The sequence below is a fragment of the Ferdinandcohnia sp. FSL W7-1320 genome, from assembly GCF_038050315.1.
GTDB lineage: Bacteria > Bacillota > Bacilli > Bacillales > Bacillaceae_L > Ferdinandcohnia > Ferdinandcohnia aciditolerans.
On the sequence record NZ_JBBPAM010000001.1, the window covers coordinates 2377135 to 2399468 of the forward strand.

A 22334-nucleotide genomic window follows, 5' to 3' on the forward strand; every position below is an offset into this window, starting at 1 on the left:
TATAACAACCTTGAAAGGGTGGATCAATATGAATAGATTACGAGTATGTGTGATTGGTACCGGTTCAATTTCTAATATGCATTTTCAATCTTATGCGAACAACCCTAATGTCATTTTGTACGGTGTTTACGATTATTCAAGAGAAAGAGCATTAGAAAAAGCTGAGCAGTACGGAATAAGGAATGTCTATGACACTTTGGAGGAAGTTTTTAATGACCCTAATGTGGATGCAGTAAGTATTTGTACCTGGAATAATACGCATGCTGAAATTTCAATAGGCGCCCTTAAAGGTGGCAAACATGTTCTCGTTGAAAAACCACTGTCAATGACTGTTGAAGAGGCTTTAAAGGTTGAAGAGGCAACACGTAAATATAATAAAACATTTCAAGTTGGTTTTGTAAGAAGATTTGCAACGAATACGAAAGTATTAAAATCTTTTATTGATAATGGAAAATTAGGTGAAATATATTATGCAAAAGCATCATGCCTACGACGTTTGGGAAACCCAGGTGGATGGTTTGCCGATAAAGAACGTTCAGGCGGTGGCCCATTAATCGATCTTGGTGTTCATGTTATTGATATATGTTGGTATCTAATGGGGCGTCCAAAAGTGAAGTCCATCTCTGGAAATACGTATAATCAGCTTGGCAATCGTGGAAACGTAGAGAATTTAAGCTTTTATAAAGCAGCAGACTATGATAAAGAAAAAAATACGGTTGAAGATTTGGCGAATGCCCTGATTACATTTGAGAATGGTGCTTCCTTATTTGTAGATGTATCGTTCACCCTTCATGCTAAAAAGGATGAAATACAGGTGAAGTTATTTGGTACAAAAGGCGGGGCTGAACTCGAGCCAGAGTTAGTATTAATTAGCGAAGAGAATGATACAATTCTTAACATTCAACCACAGATTGATCACCTAACATTTGATTTTACAAATGCGTTTCAAAATGAAATTGATTCATTTGTAACCAGTTGTTTATCTGGAACGAAACCAATTGCACCTGTGGAAGATGGTGTTGAAATTATGAAGATACTTGCTGGAATTTATGAAGCCTCCGAAAAGAAATGTGAGGTGACATTTTAACAGATGCAAAATGTAAAAGTGGTAAATAAAATTGGGGTAATTGTCGATAGTCTTAAACTACCTCTTCTAGAAGGATTAAAAGTAGCAAAAGAAATGGGAGCTGATGGTGTCCAAATTTATGCTGTTAATGGTGAAATGGCACCGGAGAATTTAAATTCAGCCACACGTAAGGAATTAAAATCCTATATCGAGTCATTAGGGCTAGAAATCTCTGCACTTTGTGGAGATTTGGGTGGTCTTGGTTTTCAAGATCACCAACAAAACAAATGGAAAGTTGAAAAGTCAAAACGAATTTTGGATCTAGCTGTTGAACTCGGTACAAATATTGTGACAACGCATATCGGGATTGTACCTGAAGAAAAAGACAGTCATGTATATGAAAGTATGCAAGAGGCTTGCGAAGAATTAGGGATTTATGCAAAAGGAATGGATGCCTACTTTGCTATTGAAACGGGTCCAGAAACAGCTTTAAGATTAAAAATGTTTTTGGATAGCTTAAGTACAAATGGAGTTTCGGTAAATTTTGACCCTGCGAATATGGTCATGGTAACGGGTGATGATCCCGTTGAAGGTGTAAAGCTCTTAAAAGAGTATATAGTACATACTCACGTAAAGGGATGGAGTTCAAATAAAACCAGTTGATCCCCGTGATGTATATGGTGCACTTGGATATGGATGTGGTACAGACCATGAAAAAATTGCCAAGATGGTTGCATCTGGTGAGTATTTTAGAGAGTTGCCACTAGGTAAAGGTGCTGTTGATTTTCCAAATTACTTCGCGGCCTTACGGGAAATAAATTATAACGGTTATTTAACTATTGAACGAGAAGTCGATACAAGACCAGTTAAAGACATCTCTGAGGCTATTACGTTTATTAAAAAATTCAAATAAAACTGATACAATAGTAAGTAAGTCCTATCCCAGTTAAAACATCCTAAAGAGGAGGAGTTCTCTTTAGGATGTTATATTAACGAATGATGTTAGTTCTTTTATGAAAGAATTAACATGATTCCTTAAAAGCTATATAAATTGGATCAATATTATGTTAAAGAGGTATTTGAATGGAAAAACACGACCAGTTTTTAATGAAAAAACAAAACAAAAACTTAGTGCTAGATATCATAAAAAGAAACTCTCCTGTATCAAGAATGGAAATTGCCAAAATAACAGGAATGAGTCCTACATCAATTACTAGGATAGTAAACGAATTACACGAGCAAGGGTTTGTGAGGGAGACAGAACTCGTTACTTCTGGTGTTGGTAGGAGAGCGACATTACTTGATGTATGTGGAAGCGTTCTTTATACAATCGGGATTGAGCTTGATAAGTTTAACGTGAAAATTGGTGTCGTAAACTATGTGGGAGAAATAATTGCATTTGAAAGCTTTTATAGAGATGCCATAGAAAGGTATGAAGATACCCTACAAAAGTTAAAGAAAAATATAGAGGAATTAATAGAAATTAATAACATTCCTTCTACGAAAATTATTGGATTAGCCATTGGATTACCGGGCTATATTGATTACAAAAATGGAGTTGTAAAAGTGTCAGATCAGCTGAAATGGAAAAATGTAAAACTGGCTGAAGACCTAAAACAGCTCACTTCATTTAATGTAATTGTTGACAATGAGTTGAAAATGAAAGTGGTTGCTGAGAATTTTTTGGGAATGGCAAAGGACTCACAAAATGCAGTCTTAGTTGGTATTGGTTCAGGAATAGGAGCTGCCATTATTTTGAACGGTGAAATTTACCGGGGAGAATCAAATAATGCAGGTGAAATTGGACATACAATGGTAAATCCGACCGGAAACGTGTGCAATTGTGGAAAAATTGGTTGCCTTGCAACGTATATTTCTGAAGGTGCAATTTTGGCTGATGGTCGGAAGGTAAAGGATCTGGACTCAATCGATGATGTATTCGATGCTTACCGAAATGGGGAATCGTGGGCAGTAAATTTATTAGATCGAACGGCAATGTATATTGCCCTTGCGATAAGTAATATATTATCTATTTACAACCCAGAGGTTATTATTCTGAGTGGGAATACAATAGAAAAATTCCCTGAAATAAAAGAAGCAATTGAACAAAAGTGCGATTTATACATTTGGGAACCGTTAAAAGAAAAGACAAAAATTGTATATTCACAGTTTAGTAATCGTGGAGTCGTCCTTGGTGCAGCGATACAGGCACAGAATAAGTTGCTGGATATAGAGTAAATAGTTGTCTTTAAATTATGATGCAAGGAGCTTAAAAATGTATCTTATACCTTTAGTAGAAGAAACAAGGGCTGGATTGACTGAGAATGTTCATACAGGAATTATTTGTGGTGTGAATGAACGACTAGAAACAACTTATCATTTAGGAAGTCAAGATCATTACACGTATTATCGTTCAGCATCTAAACCATTACAAGCGATACCTGTATTTTTGGCGAATATTGTCACGAAATACAGTCTGACAACAGAAGAGGCTGCTTTGTTCACCGCCTCTCACAGGGGTGAGGATTACCATATCGCTGCCCTAGAAACAATGTTACAAAAACTACCTGTTGATGAAGAAGAACTGTTTTGTCCTCCTTCCTATCCTTTGAATACAAAACCGAAAGAGGACATGCTACGAAAGGGCATTGAAAAAAGAAGGCTCTTCCATAATTGCTCTGGTAAACATATCGGTTTTATCACGGTTTGCCGTGAATTAGGCTACCCAGTCGAGGGTTATTGGAAAGTGAGTCATCCACTTCAACAACAAATTTTGAAGATCATTTCTACATTATCTGAAGTACCAGTTTCTGAGATTAAGAGTGGATTGGATGGTTGTGGTGTACCTGTTTTTGCGATTCCATTAAAAAACATGGCAATTTCCTACTTGAAATTAGCATGTCCAAATTTAATTGAAGACCAACAATTACAAAAAGCTATTACAGAAATGACCGCCATTATGAATACACATCCTAACATGGTCGCGTCACATCAATTCATTTGTTCTATTTTGCTGCAGGATGATAACATTGTTGCCAAAGGAGGCGCACAAGGAGTCTACTGCTTCGGGTTGAAAAAAGAAAAACTCGGTTTTGCATTAAAAGTATTAAATGGTTCAGAAGATGTCTGGCCAAGCATCGTAGCCTCCATACTCGAACAAATTGGGTATTATAATCTAGAAACCATTACGAGATTACGAGAATTAAAACCATCAATTGTAAAGAATGATGCAGGTTTCGAAGTAGGAAGAGTTAATGAAACGTTTACCCTTAGCAAAGCATAATAAACTTGCGAAGCGATTACCGTAGGTGAACTGCACCATTTGTTAGGCAAATATGTTAAGTGAATTTTAAGACTTGAGTTCAATATTCCACTGGACTCAGGTCTTTTAATTTTGCCTTCATTCGTTTGTGATAGTGGATATACTCAACTAATTCCTTTTCAAAATGCTCTATATTGTCAAAATCCTGTAGAAAGAAAATGAGAATGTAGTCATAGACAAACTATCCGCAATAAAATAAAAACTACGGGAAGTCCCGGCGTTATAATTTTGACAATATATCGTTCATTTGATTTTTGAATCTTTACCGAACGTCTTCGTCTTCAACCGCTTTCGTGAATACAAGGTCATATGAGGTTCGTTGTCATTCGTCAAATGATTCGGTCATGCCTGCTGCTTCAATCGAAGAATCAAACCAATTCACGTAATGGAGTACGGAATTAGCGAGCGTCATTTCAGGCGATCTATCGTCTTGATAACTTCGATATTAGTGAATTTAATATAGCGTTATTTCACTATCCGGTGCGTTGATCCAAGAAGGATTACGCACCTTTTTTGTTGAAGTAATTGAACTAAACGGGCAGTTTAGTTAAAGAAGGTATTAATAAAAATTGAACGGAATATATAAATTAAAATTGCAGATTATGGGGGGATAAAATGAAAACATATTTGGAGGAAGTAGCTAAAAATGTATATGCCTTTTTAGTGTGGGATGAATCTTGGAACTCTTATAATAACTGCTATTTGTTGCTCGAGAACAATAATATTATTCTTATTGATTCAGGGAAGGAAGAACATTCTCACTTCCTGTTTTCCGCACTAAAAAAGAAAGGAATTTTTAAAAGTGATATAACTCATTTTATTGCCACGCACGGTCACAAAGATCATATTGGAGCAATTCAATTTTTAGGTGAAATTGAAGGCTATATTCATAATCAGGATTTAGAATTAATTCCAGAAAATATTAGAAACAAATTAAATAGGAAACTTCCAGATATCGGTCCAACTGTAACTAATTTAGAATGTGTTCTCCTTGGACACCATACTAAAGGTTCTGTTTTACTATATCACCGTAGAAGCAAAGTGTTATTTTGCGGAGACCATATCTGTTTTTTTGGAGAACCATTGAGCGGTAATGTTGTAGATATAGGTGTTTGTGAGAAGGAAAAATATAAGCAGTTTGTTTCTGAATGGTCTCAAAACAATGAAATGAGAGCACAGTACAATTTTAGTTTATTTATCGAAGGGTTAAAAAAAATTACCAAATACGATGTAGAGTATTTATGTACGGGGCACGGTGTAGTTTTAAAAGGTAAAATAAATGAATTTATTTCTGATTTGCTTGAGTTTGATTAGTTAATAATAATTTTTTTCAATTTACGGGAGCTTTTCTTTAAGAAGGAGATTAGCTCTTTCTATTGAAGTAAAGGTGAAGGTTAGTTAAAGAAAAAATAATATACTCGTTTCACAATCGTGCCATTTAACTGATTAAATGTAGGAGATTTCAAAAAAGTGAAACGAATGAGACGAACTGTACGGACTTATGTTTTTATCTTAGATGGGTGATTATGTTAGCAATGGGTATTTCTTTGAAACTTATAAAAACACATTTAAGTTCATTAGAAAATAAAATTTTTGAATTAGAAATAAAAACAAAGTAAAAAAGGAGACAATTAGTAGATTGTGAAAAAAATGTACTTAAACAAACGGGTGCGTTGATCCAAGAAGGATTACGCACCTTTTTGTTGAAGTAATTGAACTAACGGGCAGGTTAGTTCAAGTAGGAATAATTAAATCTTTATTGAATATCAATAGGTGAATGTTTGATGGAAAAAAGGGAGAGTTCAATTTTAGGGACAGTCATTGCGATTAGATTAAGTTGATTAAATACGATCTTTTTATAGCGGAGGCCATAGGAAAAATATCAAACAGATAGTTACAAATACCAAGAGAATCGAGGAGATTAAATAAATGAGTAAACCTGTCATTCGCACTTATATAGATTCAAGTGATTTAAAACGAATGCAGAAACTTACACAAGCTATATGGACACTGGAGTCTAATTACCATATTGGCGATTTAGCTTGGCAACGCCATCGACACGCTGGGCGTGAGGATGAATGGATTACTGCAATTTGGGAAATGGATGATAAACCAGTGGCTTGGGGATGGGTAAAACTACCGGGCAGTTTAATGTTTCAAGTTGACCCTAATTTTACTGAATTATCTCAGGATGTCATTGATTGGTTTGATAAAATAACTGAAACCAATGAACAAAGGGTAACCGTCCTAGAAACTGAGTCTCATCTCATTTCAGCCTTAGAAGATTCTTTATTCACCACAGTAAAAGAAACTCCTGAAGTCCTAACAAAAATTTCATTGGATAGCTGTCCTTTCCCTGTTAAATTGCCGGATAAGTTTAATGCTCGACATATCAAGGGCTCTGAAGATTTAAAGAAACGAGTGGCAGTACATAGGGCTGCATTTCAATCATTAAGAGTCACAGAAGAAAGTTACTTGAATGTTATGAATACCTATCCTTACGATTCATCTCTTGATTGGGTAATAGAATCCCCAAATGGCGAGTTAGTAGCATTTTGTTTAATTTGGTTTGATGAAGTTAACAAGGTTGGATTACTGGAACCTGTGGGAACGGATCCGAGATTTTGGAGAATGGGGTTAGCTAGCTCGGTTTGTAAACTTGCTCTCAATGCATTGAGTGAAAAAGGAGCAAAAACTGCAATTGTGGTATGTACTTCCCCGGATACCTATGAATTTTACAAGTCTATTGGGTTTGAACAATATGCTCAAACAAAATCATTTCAACGTCATAAAAACACAAATAAAAATTGAATATAATTAAAAATTGGAGGAAACTTCCCATTAGGTTTTAATAAACTTTGCTTTTCTTCTTCAACTAACGGGTGCGTTGATTGAAAAGCAATCTGTCATGTTTGGAGGGAGAGGCTTTGTTTCAACTGGTATCTAGCAAAAGAGAGTCTTATTCGGATTTTCCCCTACCAAATTAACTAAGATGATAACTGGTTTGCTTAAAGATGCTTTGCATTGATCCAAGAAGAATTAACGCACTTTTTTGTTGAATTTATTCAATAAACATCAGGGTTAGTTTGACCAAAAAAATGTCATTCTTTATTAGGAGAGGGAGAGGATTTAATGGAAATCGCTATTGTTGCATTTGATGATTTTACGGATATTGATGTTTTTTTACCTTGGGACATATTGAATCGTGTTAAACATCCTGACTGGAATGTTCAAATTTATGGTACTAAAGAAATTCATCGTTCGGTTACTGGTCTTTCAGTTCCAATCCATTCGTCTATTGATGAACTAAGGAATGCAGATGCAATTTTATTTGCGAGCGGTCCAGGAACGAGGAGACTTTATAAGGATGAAAATTATCTTAATAGACTAAAAATAAATCCATCGAAACAGTTAGTAGGTTCTATGTGTTCTGGAGCTCTAATTTTAGGAGCTCTTGGTTTATTAGACGGTATGACTGCAACCACTTACCCAACAGCGAAAAAGGAATTAGAAAAATTTAATGTTACCGTTGTTGAAGAATCATTTATTGTTGAAGATAATATCGCAACTGCGGCTGGTTGCTTAGCCGCACAAGATTTAGTCGGGTGGATAATTGAAAGATTGGTAAGTAAGAAAGTAAGAGAAACAGTAATAAATTCAATTCAACCTGTTGGAAAGGGCTTATCTTTTACAAAGTAATGTAATTAAGCCAACGGTGCGTTAATCTAAGAAGGAATTAACGTTATTTTTATAGAATTTGTTGATCTAACGGGGCAGTTTAGAGGAATTAACTGGTGGAATAACTATACAAGGCGATCATCAAAACGGTCGTCTTTTTCTTCTGAAAATAGTAGTGGAAAAGTAGCTATTTTACAAACTGGCGGTATATTAAACAGGGAATAAAAATTTATGTATTTTCATAAAAAAGGGAGTAAAAAACTTGAGGAGGTAATTGTAGTGACCCAACACAAAATCATAATTATCCCGTATGATCCCAAGTATGCTGAACAAACAGTTATAAAATGTGGCGGAATAGTAAGGAAAGAGCAATTGGGCAGAAAGAAAGTCATAGCTTAAAAAGTCACATTTATTTTTTAGACCACATATTACCTGGGCAGTTTCAAATAGATTTAGCGTTAATAGAAGAAAAAATAGTTGGAATGATTGTATATAACGAAATGGAAATAAATCAACTATATGTACACATAGATTATCAAGGAATTGGTATAGGGCAAATATTATTAAATAAAGTAAAAGCACAATCAAGGGGAAAATTAACGTTGTACACGTTTGAAGTAAATAAAAAGGCACAACGATTTTATGAAAAAAATGGATTTGAAGTGATTGGTAGAGGCTGTGAAAATGAAGAAAATCTACCTGATATTCAATATGAATGGAATATAAAATAATGAGGTAAACTGATGCGGAGTTAAAGAAAATAGTTTTTTACATTCCACTAACGGGTGCGTGGTTCCGAGAAGGGTTAATGCTTGATTAATTAGAGTAATATACTAAAACTAACCATATGGTTAACTCAACCTAGAATGATAACGGGGTGATGTTATGAGTAAAGCTAAAGGAAAAGGTGGAACAGGGAGAGGAACAGACAAGAAGGGGTGGAATCGGTGGCAGGCTAGTGCAAACAAAAAAAAGAGTGCAAAACCATATAAAAGTAAAGGTGTAAAGAAAACAGATGTATAATATAACCCCACTACCAATAGTGAAAGTTCTTTTTAAAAAAAGTAATGGGTAATTAGATAAATAATCACAAGAATAGCTCAGAAACTACTGAGTTATTTTTTATTGATATAAAATTATGGTCAGATTATACGTACATCTTATTTAATAAGTTAGTTTTTACGTAAGGGATCAGAACCCTTTAATGATAGATTACCCCATAGCCTAAAAAATCTCTTCTTAAGAATAATCACGCGATCGGCTAATTCTAAGTTGTTAATTTTAATAAAAACCTTTGAGGTGATAATAAGGGTCTTTTTGAAGAAAAGACTTATTGACAAATGACGCTATTCGGTAATACTATATACTAGTAGTAAGTTATACTAAATATAAGTAACACAAAATACCTGTGATACTTAGTACTGAAAAAATATAAGTAATCTATAAATGGAGGTAAATATGGAAAACATCACGGAAATGTTGAAGGGGGTACTTGAAGGTTGTGTACTTGAAATCATCAGTCGTGGCGAAACTTACGGCTATGAAATCACCCAACAGCTTCGAGATCTTGGTTTTACAGATGTGGTTGAAGGCACAGTATATACAATTACCATGCGGCTTGAGAAAAACAATCTTGTTGACATCGAGAAAAAGCCATCCACAATGGGACCGCCGAGAAAATTTTACAAACTCAACGCAGCGGGTCAAGAGCGACTGGAAGGTTTTTGGGAAAAGTGGGAATTTGTATCAAGCAAAATAAACGAGCTAAAAACAAATAAAATCAAAAGGAGAGAAATATAATGAATATTTTTGAAAAAATTATCGGAAGTCTTGATGACAAGAGGGAATGGAGGGCCATGGAGGCACGAGCAAAGGCACTCCCAAGTGAGTACCGTACCGCTTACAAAGCTATCCAAAAATATATGTGGACTGCTGGTGGTGGTCCCACTGACTGGAAGGACAGCAGCCGTATCTTTGGTGGCATTCTCGAACTCTTTGAGGTAGGAGCAGCGGAAGGGAAAAAAGTGACTGACCTTACGGGCGAGGACGTGGCTGCATTCTGCGATGACTTGGTGAAGGATGAGCAAACTTGGAAAGACAAATATCGCAAGAAGTTGAACGATACGATTGGCCGTGGTTAAACTCCAAGAGGAGTATCGCCAAGATCGACACTAATCATGTAAGTTGTAACTGGGTAGACTTAAAATCCTTAAAGAAGAACTAGTTGGCTATCGCTAAAATCCATATCGGCAGTATTGTTTTGTTTGAATAAAAGTACCGTTAGAGCGATTGGAAAGCAGCAATGAAAAGATTACCTGAAAACAGGGGCTGAAGGACTTAAATTAGGTAAAGAATATAACTTACCTGAAGAAGAAAAGTTAAACCTAATAATGACAGGAATTAATAGTAAGGAAGGATTTGAATGAGTGACAAACAATTAAACCGGGCAGCCCCTTCTATGATTAAGCAGGCTCTACAAGTTAATAAGAAACCATTTCCTTGGTTAAAAGCCTTTAGTGCAGGATTAGCTGCTGCTTTGCCTGTTATGATAGGATTTGCCTTTGGCAATGTGCAATATGGTTTAATTGCAGGCTTAGGTGGCTTTTCCTATTTATATGTGTTTAATATCCCATATGCGCAGCGAGCAAAGAAAATCTTTTCGGTCGTTCTTGGTTTGACATTTGTTACCTATTTGGGAACGATTAGTGCGCCATATCCGCTAGCAGTTGCAATTCTAATGGGATTAATTGCTGCAGTTGTCATTTTTGTGTTCGGTGCATTAAAAATAAACGGTCCATCCGCCATCTTTTTTGTATTAGTTTTTGCCATGACAACGGGAATGCCAATCAATCCCGATGATGCATTTTTACGAGCAGGGCTAGTATTTCTTAGTGGTTGTTTATCGTGGATTATTGCCATGATCGGGTGGTTTTTTAATCCCTATGGACCAGAATCTGATGTTGTGACTAGAGTTTATTTGCAATTGGCGGAGCTTCTGGATTCTGTTGGAACTCCTGCATTCACCGAGACTAAACATAAAGTGATGGAAGTTTTAAATGAATCTGAAGGGACACTATCCGCGAGTTATTTTCGATGGCGAACCACTGACATGTTCAATCGATTGTACTTATTAAATAACTTTGCAAATGAGTTGTTCATTTATATTGTGGAAAACTTCTCAAATTCAAATGCTACATTACCTAAAGAATTAGGGCAATCCACACGACTACTTGTCCATTCATTGAACAACCGTGATAAGCGAAAAAAACCTCGTATATTACAACCTGAGAAAATGGATAGGCAGGTTAGTCAGTTGTTCAGAACTATCTACAATGCAGATGCCATTCTAAATGAGCCTATAAGCAATGTAAAAAAGTCGATTAAAATTGATAAACCCTCTTTAAAAACGATTTTTTTAGGGGCGTTTGATAAAAATTCAATCGTGTTTATTTCATCCGTACGCTTTGGCGTGATAACGGCCATCGCCGCAATCATTGCCTATCAATTTGGATTTGAGCGATCATATTGGGTACCTTTATCTTGCGTAGCGGTGATGTCAGGCGCAACCATTGTGTCAACATTTCATCGTACGATTCAACGATTTTTCGGTACAGTAATTGGTATAGTTATTGCAGGGTTCATTTTATCCTTTCATCCATCTGGTTTTGTAATCACGTTGTTTATTTTTGTATTAACATTTATTACCGAGTTGTTTATCGTAAAAAACTATGGATTAGCGGCACTTTTCTTTACTCCAAATGCATTGTTAATGGCTGAAAGTACGAGTCAAGAGATGTTTAGTTTTTCCTATTTTGCTCAGGCCAGATTTATTGATATTGTAATCGGGAGTGCGATTGGATTATTAGGCGTTTATCTCGTGGGCAGGAAATCTGCTTCTAGTCGGATTCCACATTTACTGAGCAAAACACTTCGAAGTCAAGCACAGTTTTTAATGGTGCTTTTTTCGGATCAGGGTACAGGGTTTAATCCGAGACAGAGTAGAGAAAGATTGAAAATGAGAACAAACTTAAGTAATTTACAAACTTTGTATCATACGGCATCTGGTGAGATTCCGGCTAATCGAAAGGCGTTAGACTATTATTGGCCAGTCATATTTTCAACAAAACAATTGGGATATTTATTAGAAAATTGTTCGAAAGAAACGAATCGGCCGAACCTTTCTGATGAGAGATCAGCACAACTGTTATTTGCCTTTGAAACAATGGCAATTGCTGCGACACGGAATGTTTCGCCAAAGCAGATAGCCATACCAGAACTAGAGGGCTATCCGAGTATACATAAGGAAATTCAATTTCTGCAAAAAGAACTAAGGAGTTCACATGGGTAACGAGGGGACGGGAGTGTGTGTTGTGTGGAACTCTAAGAAAAATCCTTTAAACGGACAATGTATTTTGGATAAATGAGAAAAACTATTATTAAGTATATTTTTGGGGATAATATCTAATCAAAGAATTTTGTGTGAGAAAATGAGAAGGCTAAGTAATGAGCAAGAGTAACTTGCTTATTACATCTTGTTTATTTGAGATCAAAAATTTAGAAAAAAGGTTAGAAAAAAGTGAATCCAAAAGAAAAATTATTATGGAGTATAGCTTTTCCAGGTTTCGGTCAATTACTGAACGGTAAGTATGTAAAAGGGATCATTTTTATTAGTTTAGAATTTATCATTAATGTTCAATCCAAATTTAATCAGATTATTTACTTAGTTTTAATGGAGAAATAAGTAAAGCGATTGAGCATACCGAATACCAATGGCTTATGTTTTATCCTTGTATTTATTTCTATTCCATGTGGGATGCCTACAAGGATGCGGGTGGAGGCAAAGAACCATATTCCTATTTGCCATTTGTGATGTCTGCGTTTTTTGTTACAGTTGGACTTATGTATTCAGCAAAGGTAAAGATATTTGGAATCTATTTAGGAACAGTTTGGTTTCCGATGATATGTGTCATTCCAGGAATTATGGTTGGGTTTCTACTGAAAAAAATATTCAGAAATAGATAGTGAGTTAATTTCTTCTTGAAAAGAGGATTTAGACTCACTATCTGCCCAAATCTATTCAATTCTATTTTTTACTAGATCATTTAAAAACGTGAATCTTTTTGTGTTCTCTCCATTTTCTTTCCCAGCTTTTTTAACCAAGAAGATACCTTCATCGCATAATATAGAAACAAAAAAGCGCCAATCGTCATCATGGCATAACCCTGAACTGCTGGCTCAAAAGTGATTCGCACGTCAGGCGAGAGCTGCAAACCGATGAAAATACCGAGATAAAGAATGAACATATCCCTTAACGGCTCATACCATTTGACATGTCCCATCTTGATATAGATAAAAAACTGTATAAGAATGGTGCAAAAAAGTGCAACGAATTCTCCTGAGCTGTCACTAAAGGACTCCCCTACGATTTCCCAAGTCGGAAACCAAAAACAAATCAGTAGAAGCTGTACAAAAGAGAGAAGGGTAGTATATAAGAGTCCGTTCTTCCGGCTTTTTTTCTCATTTTTCTCCACGATTTTTTTCTGTTCTTCAGTAAGAAAGAGATTATCCAACCCTTCAGCCTCTGAACCAATAACGAAAGAAAGCGTTCCATCAAAAAGGTTTTTTGGAATCGATTCAATGTTCTTAGGATTACTTGGGGTAGCTGTTAAAGCTTTATCCGTATGGTAAATCTCAACCCCATGCTTTTGAAATACACCAATCCAATCATTTAGGGATTTCTCATCCGCATGAGGAAAGCTGGTAACCTTCACTTGATTGGTGGTATCGACACCATAGATTAAGACTTTTGCGGACCGTACTGGAACAAATTTTGTCCTCAAATTATAATTTTCGCCACTTTGAATCTTTGACTTTGCTTTTAATCGATAGTCCATGCCGATTAATACATATTTCATATTTTCAAAGGGAATGAAAATGTGGTGTTCTTCATTCAACTTTTTGTCCTTCACGTAGGAATCATACCCGTTATCACCTAGTTGAATGTTAATAACAACGTCTCGGTATTTTCGTAAATTTTTATAACTGAACCATGAAAACCCAAGAAAGACAATACCTAGCGCAAAAAGCAGGAGGGATAAACCGAATCCTGTCTCGGGAACTTCTTTGATAGTAAAACCAAATATACTGATTCCCATTATAAAGAAAATGGAGATCAAGCCAATATGGCACCCTATGGCCCACTTAGGCAGCTGATTCGTAAAATTTCGATTATCTTTTGTTTGTAATTCCATCAACCAATAGCCCCTTTCATTTCTTTATTTTACCAAAATGTATGTGGGAAAAAGGGCTTATATTGTTTAGGTCTATGGTAGGGTTCTTACTATCATATTGAAAGTGAAGATGATCAAATTACGGTTTCAACTAAAGAATAATCCAAAAACAACTAAATTAGTTGATTGAAATCAATACTTGTAAATTATAAACTGGGTATTAAGTAAGGAGAAGCGAGATTACAAAGTTAGTTTATGTAACGAATGGTTACGAAAAATTGGTCGTCGTTAGTGGAGGTTTATCTCCTGAATCCAATTTAGAAAGGGCTGGGACAAGGGATCTGTTCCACAGGTGTGACTATGAGGACAAGGTATCGTAATTTGAATGATGTGTCGAATAAGAAATCGTTTCGGGATATGCGAAAGTGGCAGAAGGAAAGACGAAGTAAAGTGAAGGATTTAAGTGAAAATATACCGCAATGTTCAAAAAAAAGGATCCAAGAATTGAAGGAAAATAGAAGCCGAACTTCTTATACATGGATTGGACATTCCACCTTTTTACTTCAACTTAGTGGTCTAAATATACTGACTGATCCGGTATGGGCGAAACGTATGGGTTTTCAGAAACGGTTAACGGAACCTGGAATTCCATTGGAAGATTTGCCGGAAATCGATGTTGTCGTTATTTCACATGGTCATTATGACCATCTTGACTTTCCAACGCTGAAAAAACTAAAAGGAAATCCGACCTATTTTGTTCCGATTGGGCTGAAATCTCTTTTTATAAAAAAAGGGTATCAACATGTAGTAGAAATGAATTGGTGGGAATCATTAGAATACGAAGGCGTTACCATTCACTTTGTCCCAGCTCAGCACTGGACAAGAAGGTCACTTAACGATATGAATACTTCCCATTGGGGTGGGTGGATATTTCAAACGACCAGTGAAACATTTTATTTTGTCGGCGATACTGGTTATTTCTCCGGTTTTAAGGAAATTGCTGCACGTTTTATGATTGATATCGTTTTCATGCCAATTGGCGCCTATGAACCGGAATGGTTTATGGCCGACTCACATATTTCTCCTGAAGATAGTGTGAAGGCATTTATCGAACTGGAAGCGAAGCAGTTTGTTCCCATGCACTATGGTGCTTATCGATTGGCAGATGACACAGGTCCAGAAGCTTTAGAGCGATTGCTACGAGAATGGGAAAAACGCCAACTGCCGAAGGAGCAATTAAAGGTGTTATCAATAGGGGAAACTGTAATGTAATGAAAGTGAAGAAATAGTTCAATTAGTTTATAGTTTATGAATCTACACGAATACAGCAATTGAAATGGGAACATGGGAGGTACGAAATTTGAAAATCAATAGAATAGATCACGTGAGTATAAACGTAAATGATCTTTCAGCAGCTAAAGTGTTTTTTCTTGATTTAGGACTTGAAGTGAAAGCGGAATGGGAATTGGAGGGAGAACAGTTAGACAGGATAGTTGGGCTAAATAATGTAAAAACAGCATGTGTCGGGATGGGGATGCCAGGTGGTCAGGCCTGGATCGAGCTTGTCAAATTTTATTCGCCACCGTCAGAAGATATTTCGCGACCTTTAGCAAATACGCTAGGTATACAACATATTTGCTTTGCTGTAGAAGATATTGAAGCTATTATTGAAAGGTTGAAAAAGAAGGGTACGGAAATTTTTAGTGAAATCCAGCAGTATGAAGAAAGTTATAAATTATGTTATGTTCGCGGTCCAGAGGGAATTATTTTAGAGTTGGCGGAGAAAATCGGATAAATATTGAACCCTAATGATTTTATCTCCGACTTTCAAGTATTTCTATTAAAACGAATGGATGAAATAGTTGATAGATCAGAGCTGTCATTAAGGCAGCTTTTTTTTGTTGTAAGTACGGAGTATGATAGAAAGTTATTAATCTCATTGGGCGACAGTAGTGTTTAAACTTCAAATGGAATCATGTGTGTTCTCTATTAGTATAAAAATATTTAAGTTAATATTTTTTATAAATTATCTGAAATCATCAATCTTTTTAATTGAGAATTATTATCATTTATTGTATATTAGGTAGGAGCATACATATTCATTATGAAGGGGATTAAATAATGCAAATATACTGGACGAAAATAAATAAGATTATTGAGGAAACTCCTGAGATTAGAACATACCTGCTTGACCGCCCTGAAGACTTTACTTGGGAGGAAGGTTCCCACACTCACTTTGCACTAAAAGGTTTCAATGCCGGAGATAAACCAAATAAAAGTCTGGTTCGTCATATGTCTATCTCTACGTTACCGTACGAAAATGCAATCGGTATCACAACACGCATCAGAGAGCAGTGCTCGGAGTTTAAATATATTTTAAGAAATTTGAAAGTCGGCAATGAAGTTGCAATATTTAAAACACATTCAAATGTACCGCTGAAAAGAGAAGACAAAAACATTTACCTGCTTTCATCAGGTGTTGGTCTGGCAACTTTTAGACCGCTTGTTCTTGAATTTTTCGAACGTGCTGCCAACGTCAATCAAATCCATTCCCTGAACATTGATTCATCAAAGAATTTCCTATTTACAGATGTTTTTAAATCCGCACCTGACAAGAAATTCACGGCCCAGTTCGTCGATAACCGTAAAGACTATTATGAAGCAGTGCAAAATCTTGCTACAGATCAAAATGGACTCTTCTATATTGTTGGTAGCGATGAGTTCGTAGTCCAGAACATTGAAATACTACGTGAGCATGGGATCAAGCCAGAACAAATAATCCTCGATAAGCGCGAAAAAGAATTGCCAAAGTTTATTTCATCTAATTGATCAATTAAGAGAGACAAATATTTAAGGTAAACTTTAAATTGAATTTTCAGAGAAATAAAAATCTACAAATCTAGGACGATGATGTATATTAATTTGATGAATTTATATCAGCTTTAGCAAGTATATGTAATTGCAAATTTCATCCGATTACTCATTGTGGCAAAGTTATTATCATTATTGAATTAACAGGTGCTTGATCCAAGAAGGAATATGCACTTTTTTTCTATAGGCAGTTTTCGTTAAACTTTGTTGTTTTTCACGAATATGAAAGGGAACTTCCTTCGGAGTTCCCTTTCTAACTAGATTTTTTTAAACTTCTATACTTCCAATGATAGTTTTAATACGTTCTTGCTCTTCCCCCTTATCTATGTATTCGAAAAATCCAAGTTGATTTCCCCAAGGGTCTGTGAAAGTTCCCCATTTCACTGGTACTTCAGGTCTTGAATGTATTTCAAAACTATTAATCCTTAAATCTTCTATCAGTCTTTCTCTTTCAGCTTCAATGTTAGTAACTCCTAAACGTAAAGGTCCGTTACCCTCGGTAAGAGTTCCTTCTGCGACCTGCAACCAACAACCAGGAATAAGTTCCCACTCAGCAAATCCTTCGTGTGGAGTAAAGTCAGGCTTCTTATTAAGCAGTGTTTCATACCACTTTTGCCCTTCTTCAATATTAGAAACTCTAACCTGAGTAGTCATTTCAAAAATCAACTATATCCCTCCTAAATATGTATTATCAATTATAATAATATCATTATTTAGAAATTAATCCTGTAAGGGTTTTTAAGCTGTTCTTAACATCCGAACTGTTGTATTGTTTGAGTTTTGGCAGGCAGAAAAAAGCATTTGTTCAACTTGTTTTTCAAATGCTTAATGTTTGTCAATTTCTAACCAACGAAACCAATATAGATAGTTATCAAGGTATTTTGTGGCTACATATTTGGAAACGTCTAATCCACGTTTTCACCCGGCTATGAAAGTTATTAACGTGCTGAAGATGAAAAATCCCTTTCTTCACACGTTGCTTTTGACGTTCATTGATTCTTTCGTGTTGTAATCCTTTATGTGTCAATGGTATGACTACTCCCACGGCTATCTTTACAATATCCCGTCATACCTATAAGAAATAGGTGGTGAATGGCCTTAAATATGAAGTTTTACCACAAAATTAAATATTGAATTTCTATTCAGCTTGCGGGTGCTTGAGTATAACAAGTATAAAAAAGTCGATTCCCATATTTTAATGGAAATCGACTTTTTAGGTTTGAATTTACATAGTGTACTGATTGTTGAAGATGAACGGAATCTCTGAATAAAAAATCGTTCCATGCAAAAAATAAGTATAGTGTACAACCAAACAGGAGGGAGTAATATGGAAAATATTTTAGAAACTATCATGGATACATTAAAATCTATAAGAGTTCAAGATGAAGAGCAACCTCTGCATGTTGGAGAAGTGATGTCATGCTGGATTTATTTAGCTGGTCTTGAATTAGCCAAAGTATCTGTTCAAGCAGGTATAAATACCACAACCGATGATGAACTAAAAGCCATACTTGAAGAAGATATGAAACTAGGGACCAGTCAAAGGGAACGACTACATGAATTCATGTTAAAGGAAGGTATTACGTTACCTCCTGCTCCTGAGGAAATGCCAATATCAGACCCTAACAGTATTCCTCCTGGTGTTAAATTAACGGATGATGTGATTGCGAACGAATTATCATTAAAAATAATTAGTCTAATTATGCGTGCTGCCGGTGCTGCTTCGGAATCGATTCGTACTGATGTCGGTTTAATGTTTATTCAGTTTCAATCAGAAAAGTTAGCTTTTGCGAGTAGATTAAAACATTTGATGCGCAAACGTGGCTGGATAAAAGTACCACCTTTTTATGTACCACCTGGTTCCAAACAACCCTGATTTAGTGGTAGCGAAGTTAGTTGACGTTATTTTAGGGCTGTCTAATTGGAGAAATAAAATATCTATGTTCCAAGTACGCTTTTTTCCAGTGTTATCAGAAAAACAGCTCATAAAAGACAAGTTTTTCCATAACTGATTTGTTTTTGCTTTTTTAGATTCTAATTCGTCTCTTTTTACTTTTCAGTGAAAAGAAATATGAATTAATGTCAATATTTCATCTAACTTGTGCTTTGATCCAAAAAGGATTAAAGCATTTTTTGTTGAAGTTGTTGTACTAAAGGAGCAGGTAAGTTCAATAGATGGCAAAGTAAAATATAGAAAATACATAAATGAGAGATGAGTATGTCGGGACCTTTGATTAACTATATATGTTGAATCATACTGGTGCAGGAAGTGGATTAACAATTATAGTTGATCAAGAAGGAAAAACATAGGTAGATGAGTTTTTATTAAATAGATGAGAATGAACTAAAATACCAAATTGAACTTCAAAAATAGGTGGGTTTTCGGAAAAAGATTCCTTTTGTCGAAAATTTTATGTAACACTTTGTGCAAGTGTTTGATATAATACTAGTAACAATTAACAAAGTGTTAATTGATGAGAAACTGAACGAGGTGTCTAAGAGATGAGTGAGGATTTGGTGGGTTACGATGTAAGTAAATATCGTACTCCTGATGGATATACAAGTGATATTGCTGTTTTTACGATTATTTCAACAGAAGTGGGTCCTTATAAGCCACCAGAAAAGACACTAAAGCTAATGTTAATTAAGCGGGCAGAGAAAACAAATGAAGGTGAGCCTAATATTGAAAGAGGAAAATGGGCTTTGCCTGGCGGGTTTATTAAGACTGAGGAAACGGCCTATGAAGCAGCTGTTCGAGAACTAAGAGAAGAAACCGGTATAGAAGGATTAAAGATCAAGCATTTTGGCGTATACGACAAATTTGGTCGTGACAAGCGGGGATGGATAATTTCGAATGCGCATTATGCGATAGTTCCAGAAAATGAGCTTGTGAAAAGGAGAGCAGCAGATGACGCAGCTGAGGTAGCATTATTTTCCATGGATGAAGTGTTTAAGCTGGACCTTGCTTTTGATCATAAGGAAATCATCGATGATGCGTTATGGTTCATTAGAAAGGATATGTCATTAACAACGCTCGCGAAAAATTTTTTACCAAAGGAATTTGTCTTATCTGAGCTACAAGGGGTATTGCTAACGGTCATGGATGAACCTTGGCTTAAACTAGATTCTCAATTTTTTAGAAAGGCTCCAACACTTCCGTTTATTGAAAAAGTCATGAAGGATGGAGAGCCTCAAAAAACAAATCGATGGTCGAAAAACAAAGCACAGCTCTATCGATTTAATGATTTCGATCCATATGTATCCATCTATAATGCTAAATATTAATTTTTTTTCTTTATTATAATTAACAATTTGTTAATTAATAATCATTGAGGAGTGAGGCAAAATGAAGATTTTAAAAGACTGGACCTTATTTGAAAAGATATGGCTTGTGACGTTTACGCTCGTAAATGTGTATTTGTTTTTTGTCTGGGATGATACGCTTGTTGGATTTATTACCTCGATTTCAGGAATGCTGTGTGTTGTGTTGGTTGCAAAAGGGAAGATCAGTAATTACTATTTTGGAATTATCCAAACCGGTACCTATGCCTATATCGCTTACAGTTATGGCCTATATGGCGAAGTCATGTTAAATGCCTTGTTTTATTTTCCGCTACAATTTGTAGGACTCTATTTATGGAATAAACATAAAGCAAAACAAACTGTACAAGGGGAAGAAATTCAAGTCAGTGTTTTAACAAAAAAGGGATGGACGTTCACCTTATCTTCATTTCTCGTCATTTTTGTTCTATATGCTTACCTTCTAGAAAAAATAGGTGGAAATATTGTCTGGATAGATTCGGCAACTACGACACTATCGGTGATTGCCCAGATTTTAATGCTCAAACGATTTACTGAACAGTGGCTATTTTGGATCGCGGTAAATGTATTATCCATTGCACTTTGGCTGAAGGCATTGCTTTTACAAGGAGGAAACGATGTATCCATGCTTGTCATGTGGTCGGCGTTTTTGATCAATAGCATTTATGGATATTACAACTGGTCGAAAGTATATAAAAAGCAGAAAGGGGAGGAAATCGCATGAAAAAGGTTGGGTTTTACGGTGGAAAGTTTTTACCGCTGCATCAGGGTCATGTGTACGCCATTATTAAAGCTTCCACAATGGTTGATGAATTGTATGTAGTGTTGTCTCATAGCGAAAAGAGGGATCGGGAACTTTGTGAAGTGAGCAAGTTTCCTTATATACCAAGTCGGATCAGGCTCCGCTGGCTATCCCAACTTACGAAGGATATGAAAAACGTCAAGGTCATCGAAGTAGAGGATCATGATGGGGATGCGGATTACAATTGGGAGGAAGGATCCGTAAAAATAAAAGAGAAAATTGGCAGGAACATTGATGTGGTGTTCAGTTCTGAAAAAGGATATGATTCGATTTTTCAAGAATTATATCCCGAGGCAACTCACATATTGGTTGATGAAAAAAGAGAACACGTTCCAATATCGGCTACCGAAATTCGAGAAAAGGGTGTGTTTCAATACTGGGACTACATTCCAGAGGTAGCGAAGCCTTATTTTGTCAAAAAGGTGGTCATTTTGGGCACGGAAAGTTGTGGAAAATCAACGCTTACGAGAAATCTGGCACTTATGTATAACACAACGTATGTAAGCGAATATGGCAGGGATATCTGTGAGGAGTTGGGAGGTTGTGATGGAATTATGGTAGACGAGGATTATCCCCTTATTGCATACGGCCATAAATTAAAAGAGTATGAAGCTAGAAAAAAAGCGAATAAAATTTTCTTTATTGACACCGAGGCAGCTGTCACTCAATTCTATTCAGAACTGTATAATCGTAAAACGCAACGGGTACTAGCTGAAATCGCTAGGCTCCAACAATACGATTTATGCCTATTTTTAGAGCCAGATGTCGAATGGGTAGATGACGGATTAAGAGTGCACGGAGAACAACAGATTCGTGAAGAAAACAATCAGCGCTTGAAGGAATTATTGAATGAATATGGAATCCCGTTCGTAAGCATAAGCGGGAACTACCGTGAGCGGTTAGAAAAGGCAATTGAGTTGATAGGGGAAAGGGTAGGGGTTTAAGAACATATTTTAATTATTGAGAATCGAAGTGAATTCCAATAAGACATTGTAAGCAATTTATTGGACCTGAGTCTGTATTTTACTAGGCTCAGGTCTTCTT

20 protein-coding genes and 4 pseudogenes are annotated in these 22334 nt (G+C 35.9%); 20 read left to right on the top strand and 4 right to left on the bottom strand.

What is annotated here, in order from left to right; genetic code table 11:
* Window positions 1–28 precede the first annotated feature (28 nt).
* The 4 genes and pseudogenes from NST91_RS12025 to NST91_RS12040 all read left to right on the top strand — a co-directional run bounded on the left by NST91_RS12025 (window position 29) and on the right by NST91_RS12040 (window position 4349).
* Window positions 29–1087, top strand: coding sequence for a Gfo/Idh/MocA family protein (locus NST91_RS12025; protein ID WP_341331319.1), 1059 nt, complete (start codon window positions 29–31; stop codon window positions 1085–1087).
* Window positions 1088–1090: 3 nt separating this feature from the next.
* A pseudogene (locus NST91_RS12030) lies at window positions 1091–1979 on the top strand (sugar phosphate isomerase/epimerase family protein).
* 170 nt (window positions 1980–2149) lie between these two features.
* The gene (locus NST91_RS12035; protein WP_341331320.1) at window positions 2150–3304 is read left to right on the top strand and encodes an ROK family transcriptional regulator; all 1155 of its coding nucleotides are present in this window, start codon (window positions 2150–2152) and stop codon (window positions 3302–3304) included.
* A gap of 37 nt (window positions 3305–3341) precedes the next feature.
* On the top strand, window positions 3342–4349 hold the full coding sequence (locus NST91_RS12040) for an asparaginase (protein WP_341331321.1): 1008 nt from the start codon (window positions 3342–3344) through the stop codon (window positions 4347–4349).
* Window positions 4350–4428: 79 nt separating this feature from the next.
* On the opposite strand, the gene NST91_RS26305 is transcribed toward NST91_RS12040, so the two are convergent.
* Entirely contained in the window at window positions 4429–4554 is a 126-nt protein-coding gene (locus NST91_RS26305; protein WP_445724512.1) for an IS3 family transposase, read from the bottom strand.
* A 449-nt stretch (window positions 4555–5003) separates the two neighbouring features.
* Here NST91_RS26305 and NST91_RS12045 point away from each other — a divergent pair, with 449 nt between their 5' ends.
* The 9 genes and pseudogenes from NST91_RS12045 (at window position 5004) to NST91_RS12085 (ending at window position 13088) form a co-directional block, all read left to right on the top strand.
* Window positions 5004–5702 carry an MBL fold metallo-hydrolase gene (locus NST91_RS12045; RefSeq protein WP_341331322.1) on the top strand — a complete coding sequence of 233 codons (699 nt, stop codon included), beginning with the start codon at window positions 5004–5006 and terminating at the stop codon, window positions 5700–5702.
* Window positions 5703–6317: 615 nt separating this feature from the next.
* Window positions 6318–7199 (top strand): GNAT family N-acetyltransferase, encoded by an 882-nt coding sequence (locus NST91_RS12050; RefSeq protein WP_341331323.1) that lies wholly within the window; start codon window positions 6318–6320, stop codon window positions 7197–7199.
* A gap of 321 nt (window positions 7200–7520) precedes the next feature.
* Window positions 7521–8087 carry a DJ-1/PfpI family protein gene (locus NST91_RS12055; RefSeq protein ID WP_341331324.1) on the top strand — a complete coding sequence of 189 codons (567 nt, stop codon included), beginning with the start codon at window positions 7521–7523 and terminating at the stop codon, window positions 8085–8087.
* A gap of 258 nt (window positions 8088–8345) precedes the next feature.
* Window positions 8346–8797 (top strand): annotated as a pseudogene (locus tag NST91_RS12060) (GNAT family N-acetyltransferase).
* A 154-nt stretch (window positions 8798–8951) separates the two neighbouring features.
* On the top strand, window positions 8952–9089 hold the full coding sequence (locus NST91_RS12065; RefSeq protein ID WP_121445865.1) for a DUF3934 family protein: 138 nt from the start codon (window positions 8952–8954) through the stop codon (window positions 9087–9089).
* A 435-nt stretch (window positions 9090–9524) separates the two neighbouring features.
* On the top strand, window positions 9525–9866 hold the full coding sequence (locus tag NST91_RS12070; protein WP_121445866.1) for a helix-turn-helix transcriptional regulator: 342 nt from the start codon (window positions 9525–9527) through the stop codon (window positions 9864–9866).
* A complete protein-coding gene (locus NST91_RS12075; RefSeq protein ID WP_341331325.1) occupies window positions 9866–10207 on the top strand; it encodes a DUF1048 domain-containing protein in 342 nt (113 codons plus the stop codon). The genes NST91_RS12070 and NST91_RS12075 overlap by 1 nt, the downstream gene beginning before the upstream one ends.
* A gap of 281 nt (window positions 10208–10488) precedes the next feature.
* Window positions 10489–12414: an FUSC family protein gene (locus tag NST91_RS12080; protein WP_341331326.1), complete on the top strand. Its 1926-nt coding sequence runs from the start codon at window positions 10489–10491 to the stop codon at window positions 12412–12414.
* Window positions 12415–12642: 228 nt separating this feature from the next.
* A pseudogene (locus NST91_RS12085) lies at window positions 12643–13088 on the top strand (hypothetical protein).
* Window positions 13089–13168: 80 nt separating this feature from the next.
* On the opposite strand, the gene NST91_RS12090 reads toward NST91_RS12085, so the two are convergent.
* Window positions 13169–14317, bottom strand: coding sequence for a hypothetical protein (locus NST91_RS12090; protein WP_341331327.1), 1149 nt, complete (start codon window positions 14315–14317; stop codon window positions 13169–13171).
* Between the two features lie 339 nt (window positions 14318–14656).
* Between NST91_RS12090 and NST91_RS12095 the strand changes: the two genes are divergently transcribed.
* From NST91_RS12095 to NST91_RS12105, 3 genes are all read left to right on the top strand, one after another.
* On the top strand, window positions 14657–15568 hold the full coding sequence (locus NST91_RS12095) for an MBL fold metallo-hydrolase (RefSeq protein WP_341331328.1): 912 nt from the start codon (window positions 14657–14659) through the stop codon (window positions 15566–15568).
* 88 nt (window positions 15569–15656) lie between these two features.
* A complete protein-coding gene (locus NST91_RS12100) occupies window positions 15657–16091 on the top strand; it encodes a VOC family protein (protein ID WP_341331329.1) in 435 nt (144 codons plus the stop codon).
* A gap of 326 nt (window positions 16092–16417) precedes the next feature.
* Window positions 16418–17125 (top strand): dihydropteridine reductase, encoded by a 708-nt coding sequence (locus tag NST91_RS12105; RefSeq protein ID WP_341331330.1) that lies wholly within the window; start codon window positions 16418–16420, stop codon window positions 17123–17125.
* Window positions 17126–17434: 309 nt separating this feature from the next.
* On the opposite strand, the gene NST91_RS12110 is transcribed toward NST91_RS12105, so the two are convergent.
* Window positions 17435–17833: a VOC family protein gene (locus NST91_RS12110; protein WP_341331331.1), complete on the bottom strand. Its 399-nt coding sequence runs from the start codon at window positions 17831–17833 to the stop codon at window positions 17435–17437.
* Between the two features lie 72 nt (window positions 17834–17905).
* Window positions 17906–18185 (bottom strand): annotated as a pseudogene (locus tag NST91_RS12115) (IS1595 family transposase); the annotation flags it as partial.
* Between the two features lie 309 nt (window positions 18186–18494).
* Between NST91_RS12115 and NST91_RS12120 the strand changes: the two are divergent.
* The 4 genes from NST91_RS12120 to nadR all read left to right on the top strand — a co-directional run bounded on the left by NST91_RS12120 (window position 18495) and on the right by nadR (window position 22234).
* Window positions 18495–19043, top strand: coding sequence for a DUF3231 family protein (locus NST91_RS12120; RefSeq protein ID WP_121445888.1), 549 nt, complete (start codon window positions 18495–18497; stop codon window positions 19041–19043).
* Window positions 19044–19669: 626 nt separating this feature from the next.
* The gene (locus NST91_RS12125) at window positions 19670–20452 is read left to right on the top strand and encodes an NUDIX domain-containing protein (RefSeq protein ID WP_341331332.1); all 783 of its coding nucleotides are present in this window, start codon (window positions 19670–19672) and stop codon (window positions 20450–20452) included.
* 61 nt (window positions 20453–20513) lie between these two features.
* Complete coding sequence (gene pnuC, locus NST91_RS12130; protein ID WP_341331333.1) at window positions 20514–21212, top strand: nicotinamide riboside transporter PnuC; 699 nt, start codon at window positions 20514–20516, stop codon at window positions 21210–21212.
* A complete protein-coding gene (gene nadR, locus NST91_RS12135; RefSeq protein WP_341331334.1) occupies window positions 21209–22234 on the top strand; it encodes a multifunctional transcriptional regulator/nicotinamide-nucleotide adenylyltransferase/ribosylnicotinamide kinase NadR in 1026 nt (341 codons plus the stop codon). The genes pnuC and nadR overlap by 4 nt, the downstream gene beginning before the upstream one ends.
* Window positions 22235–22334: the final 100 nt, after the last annotated feature.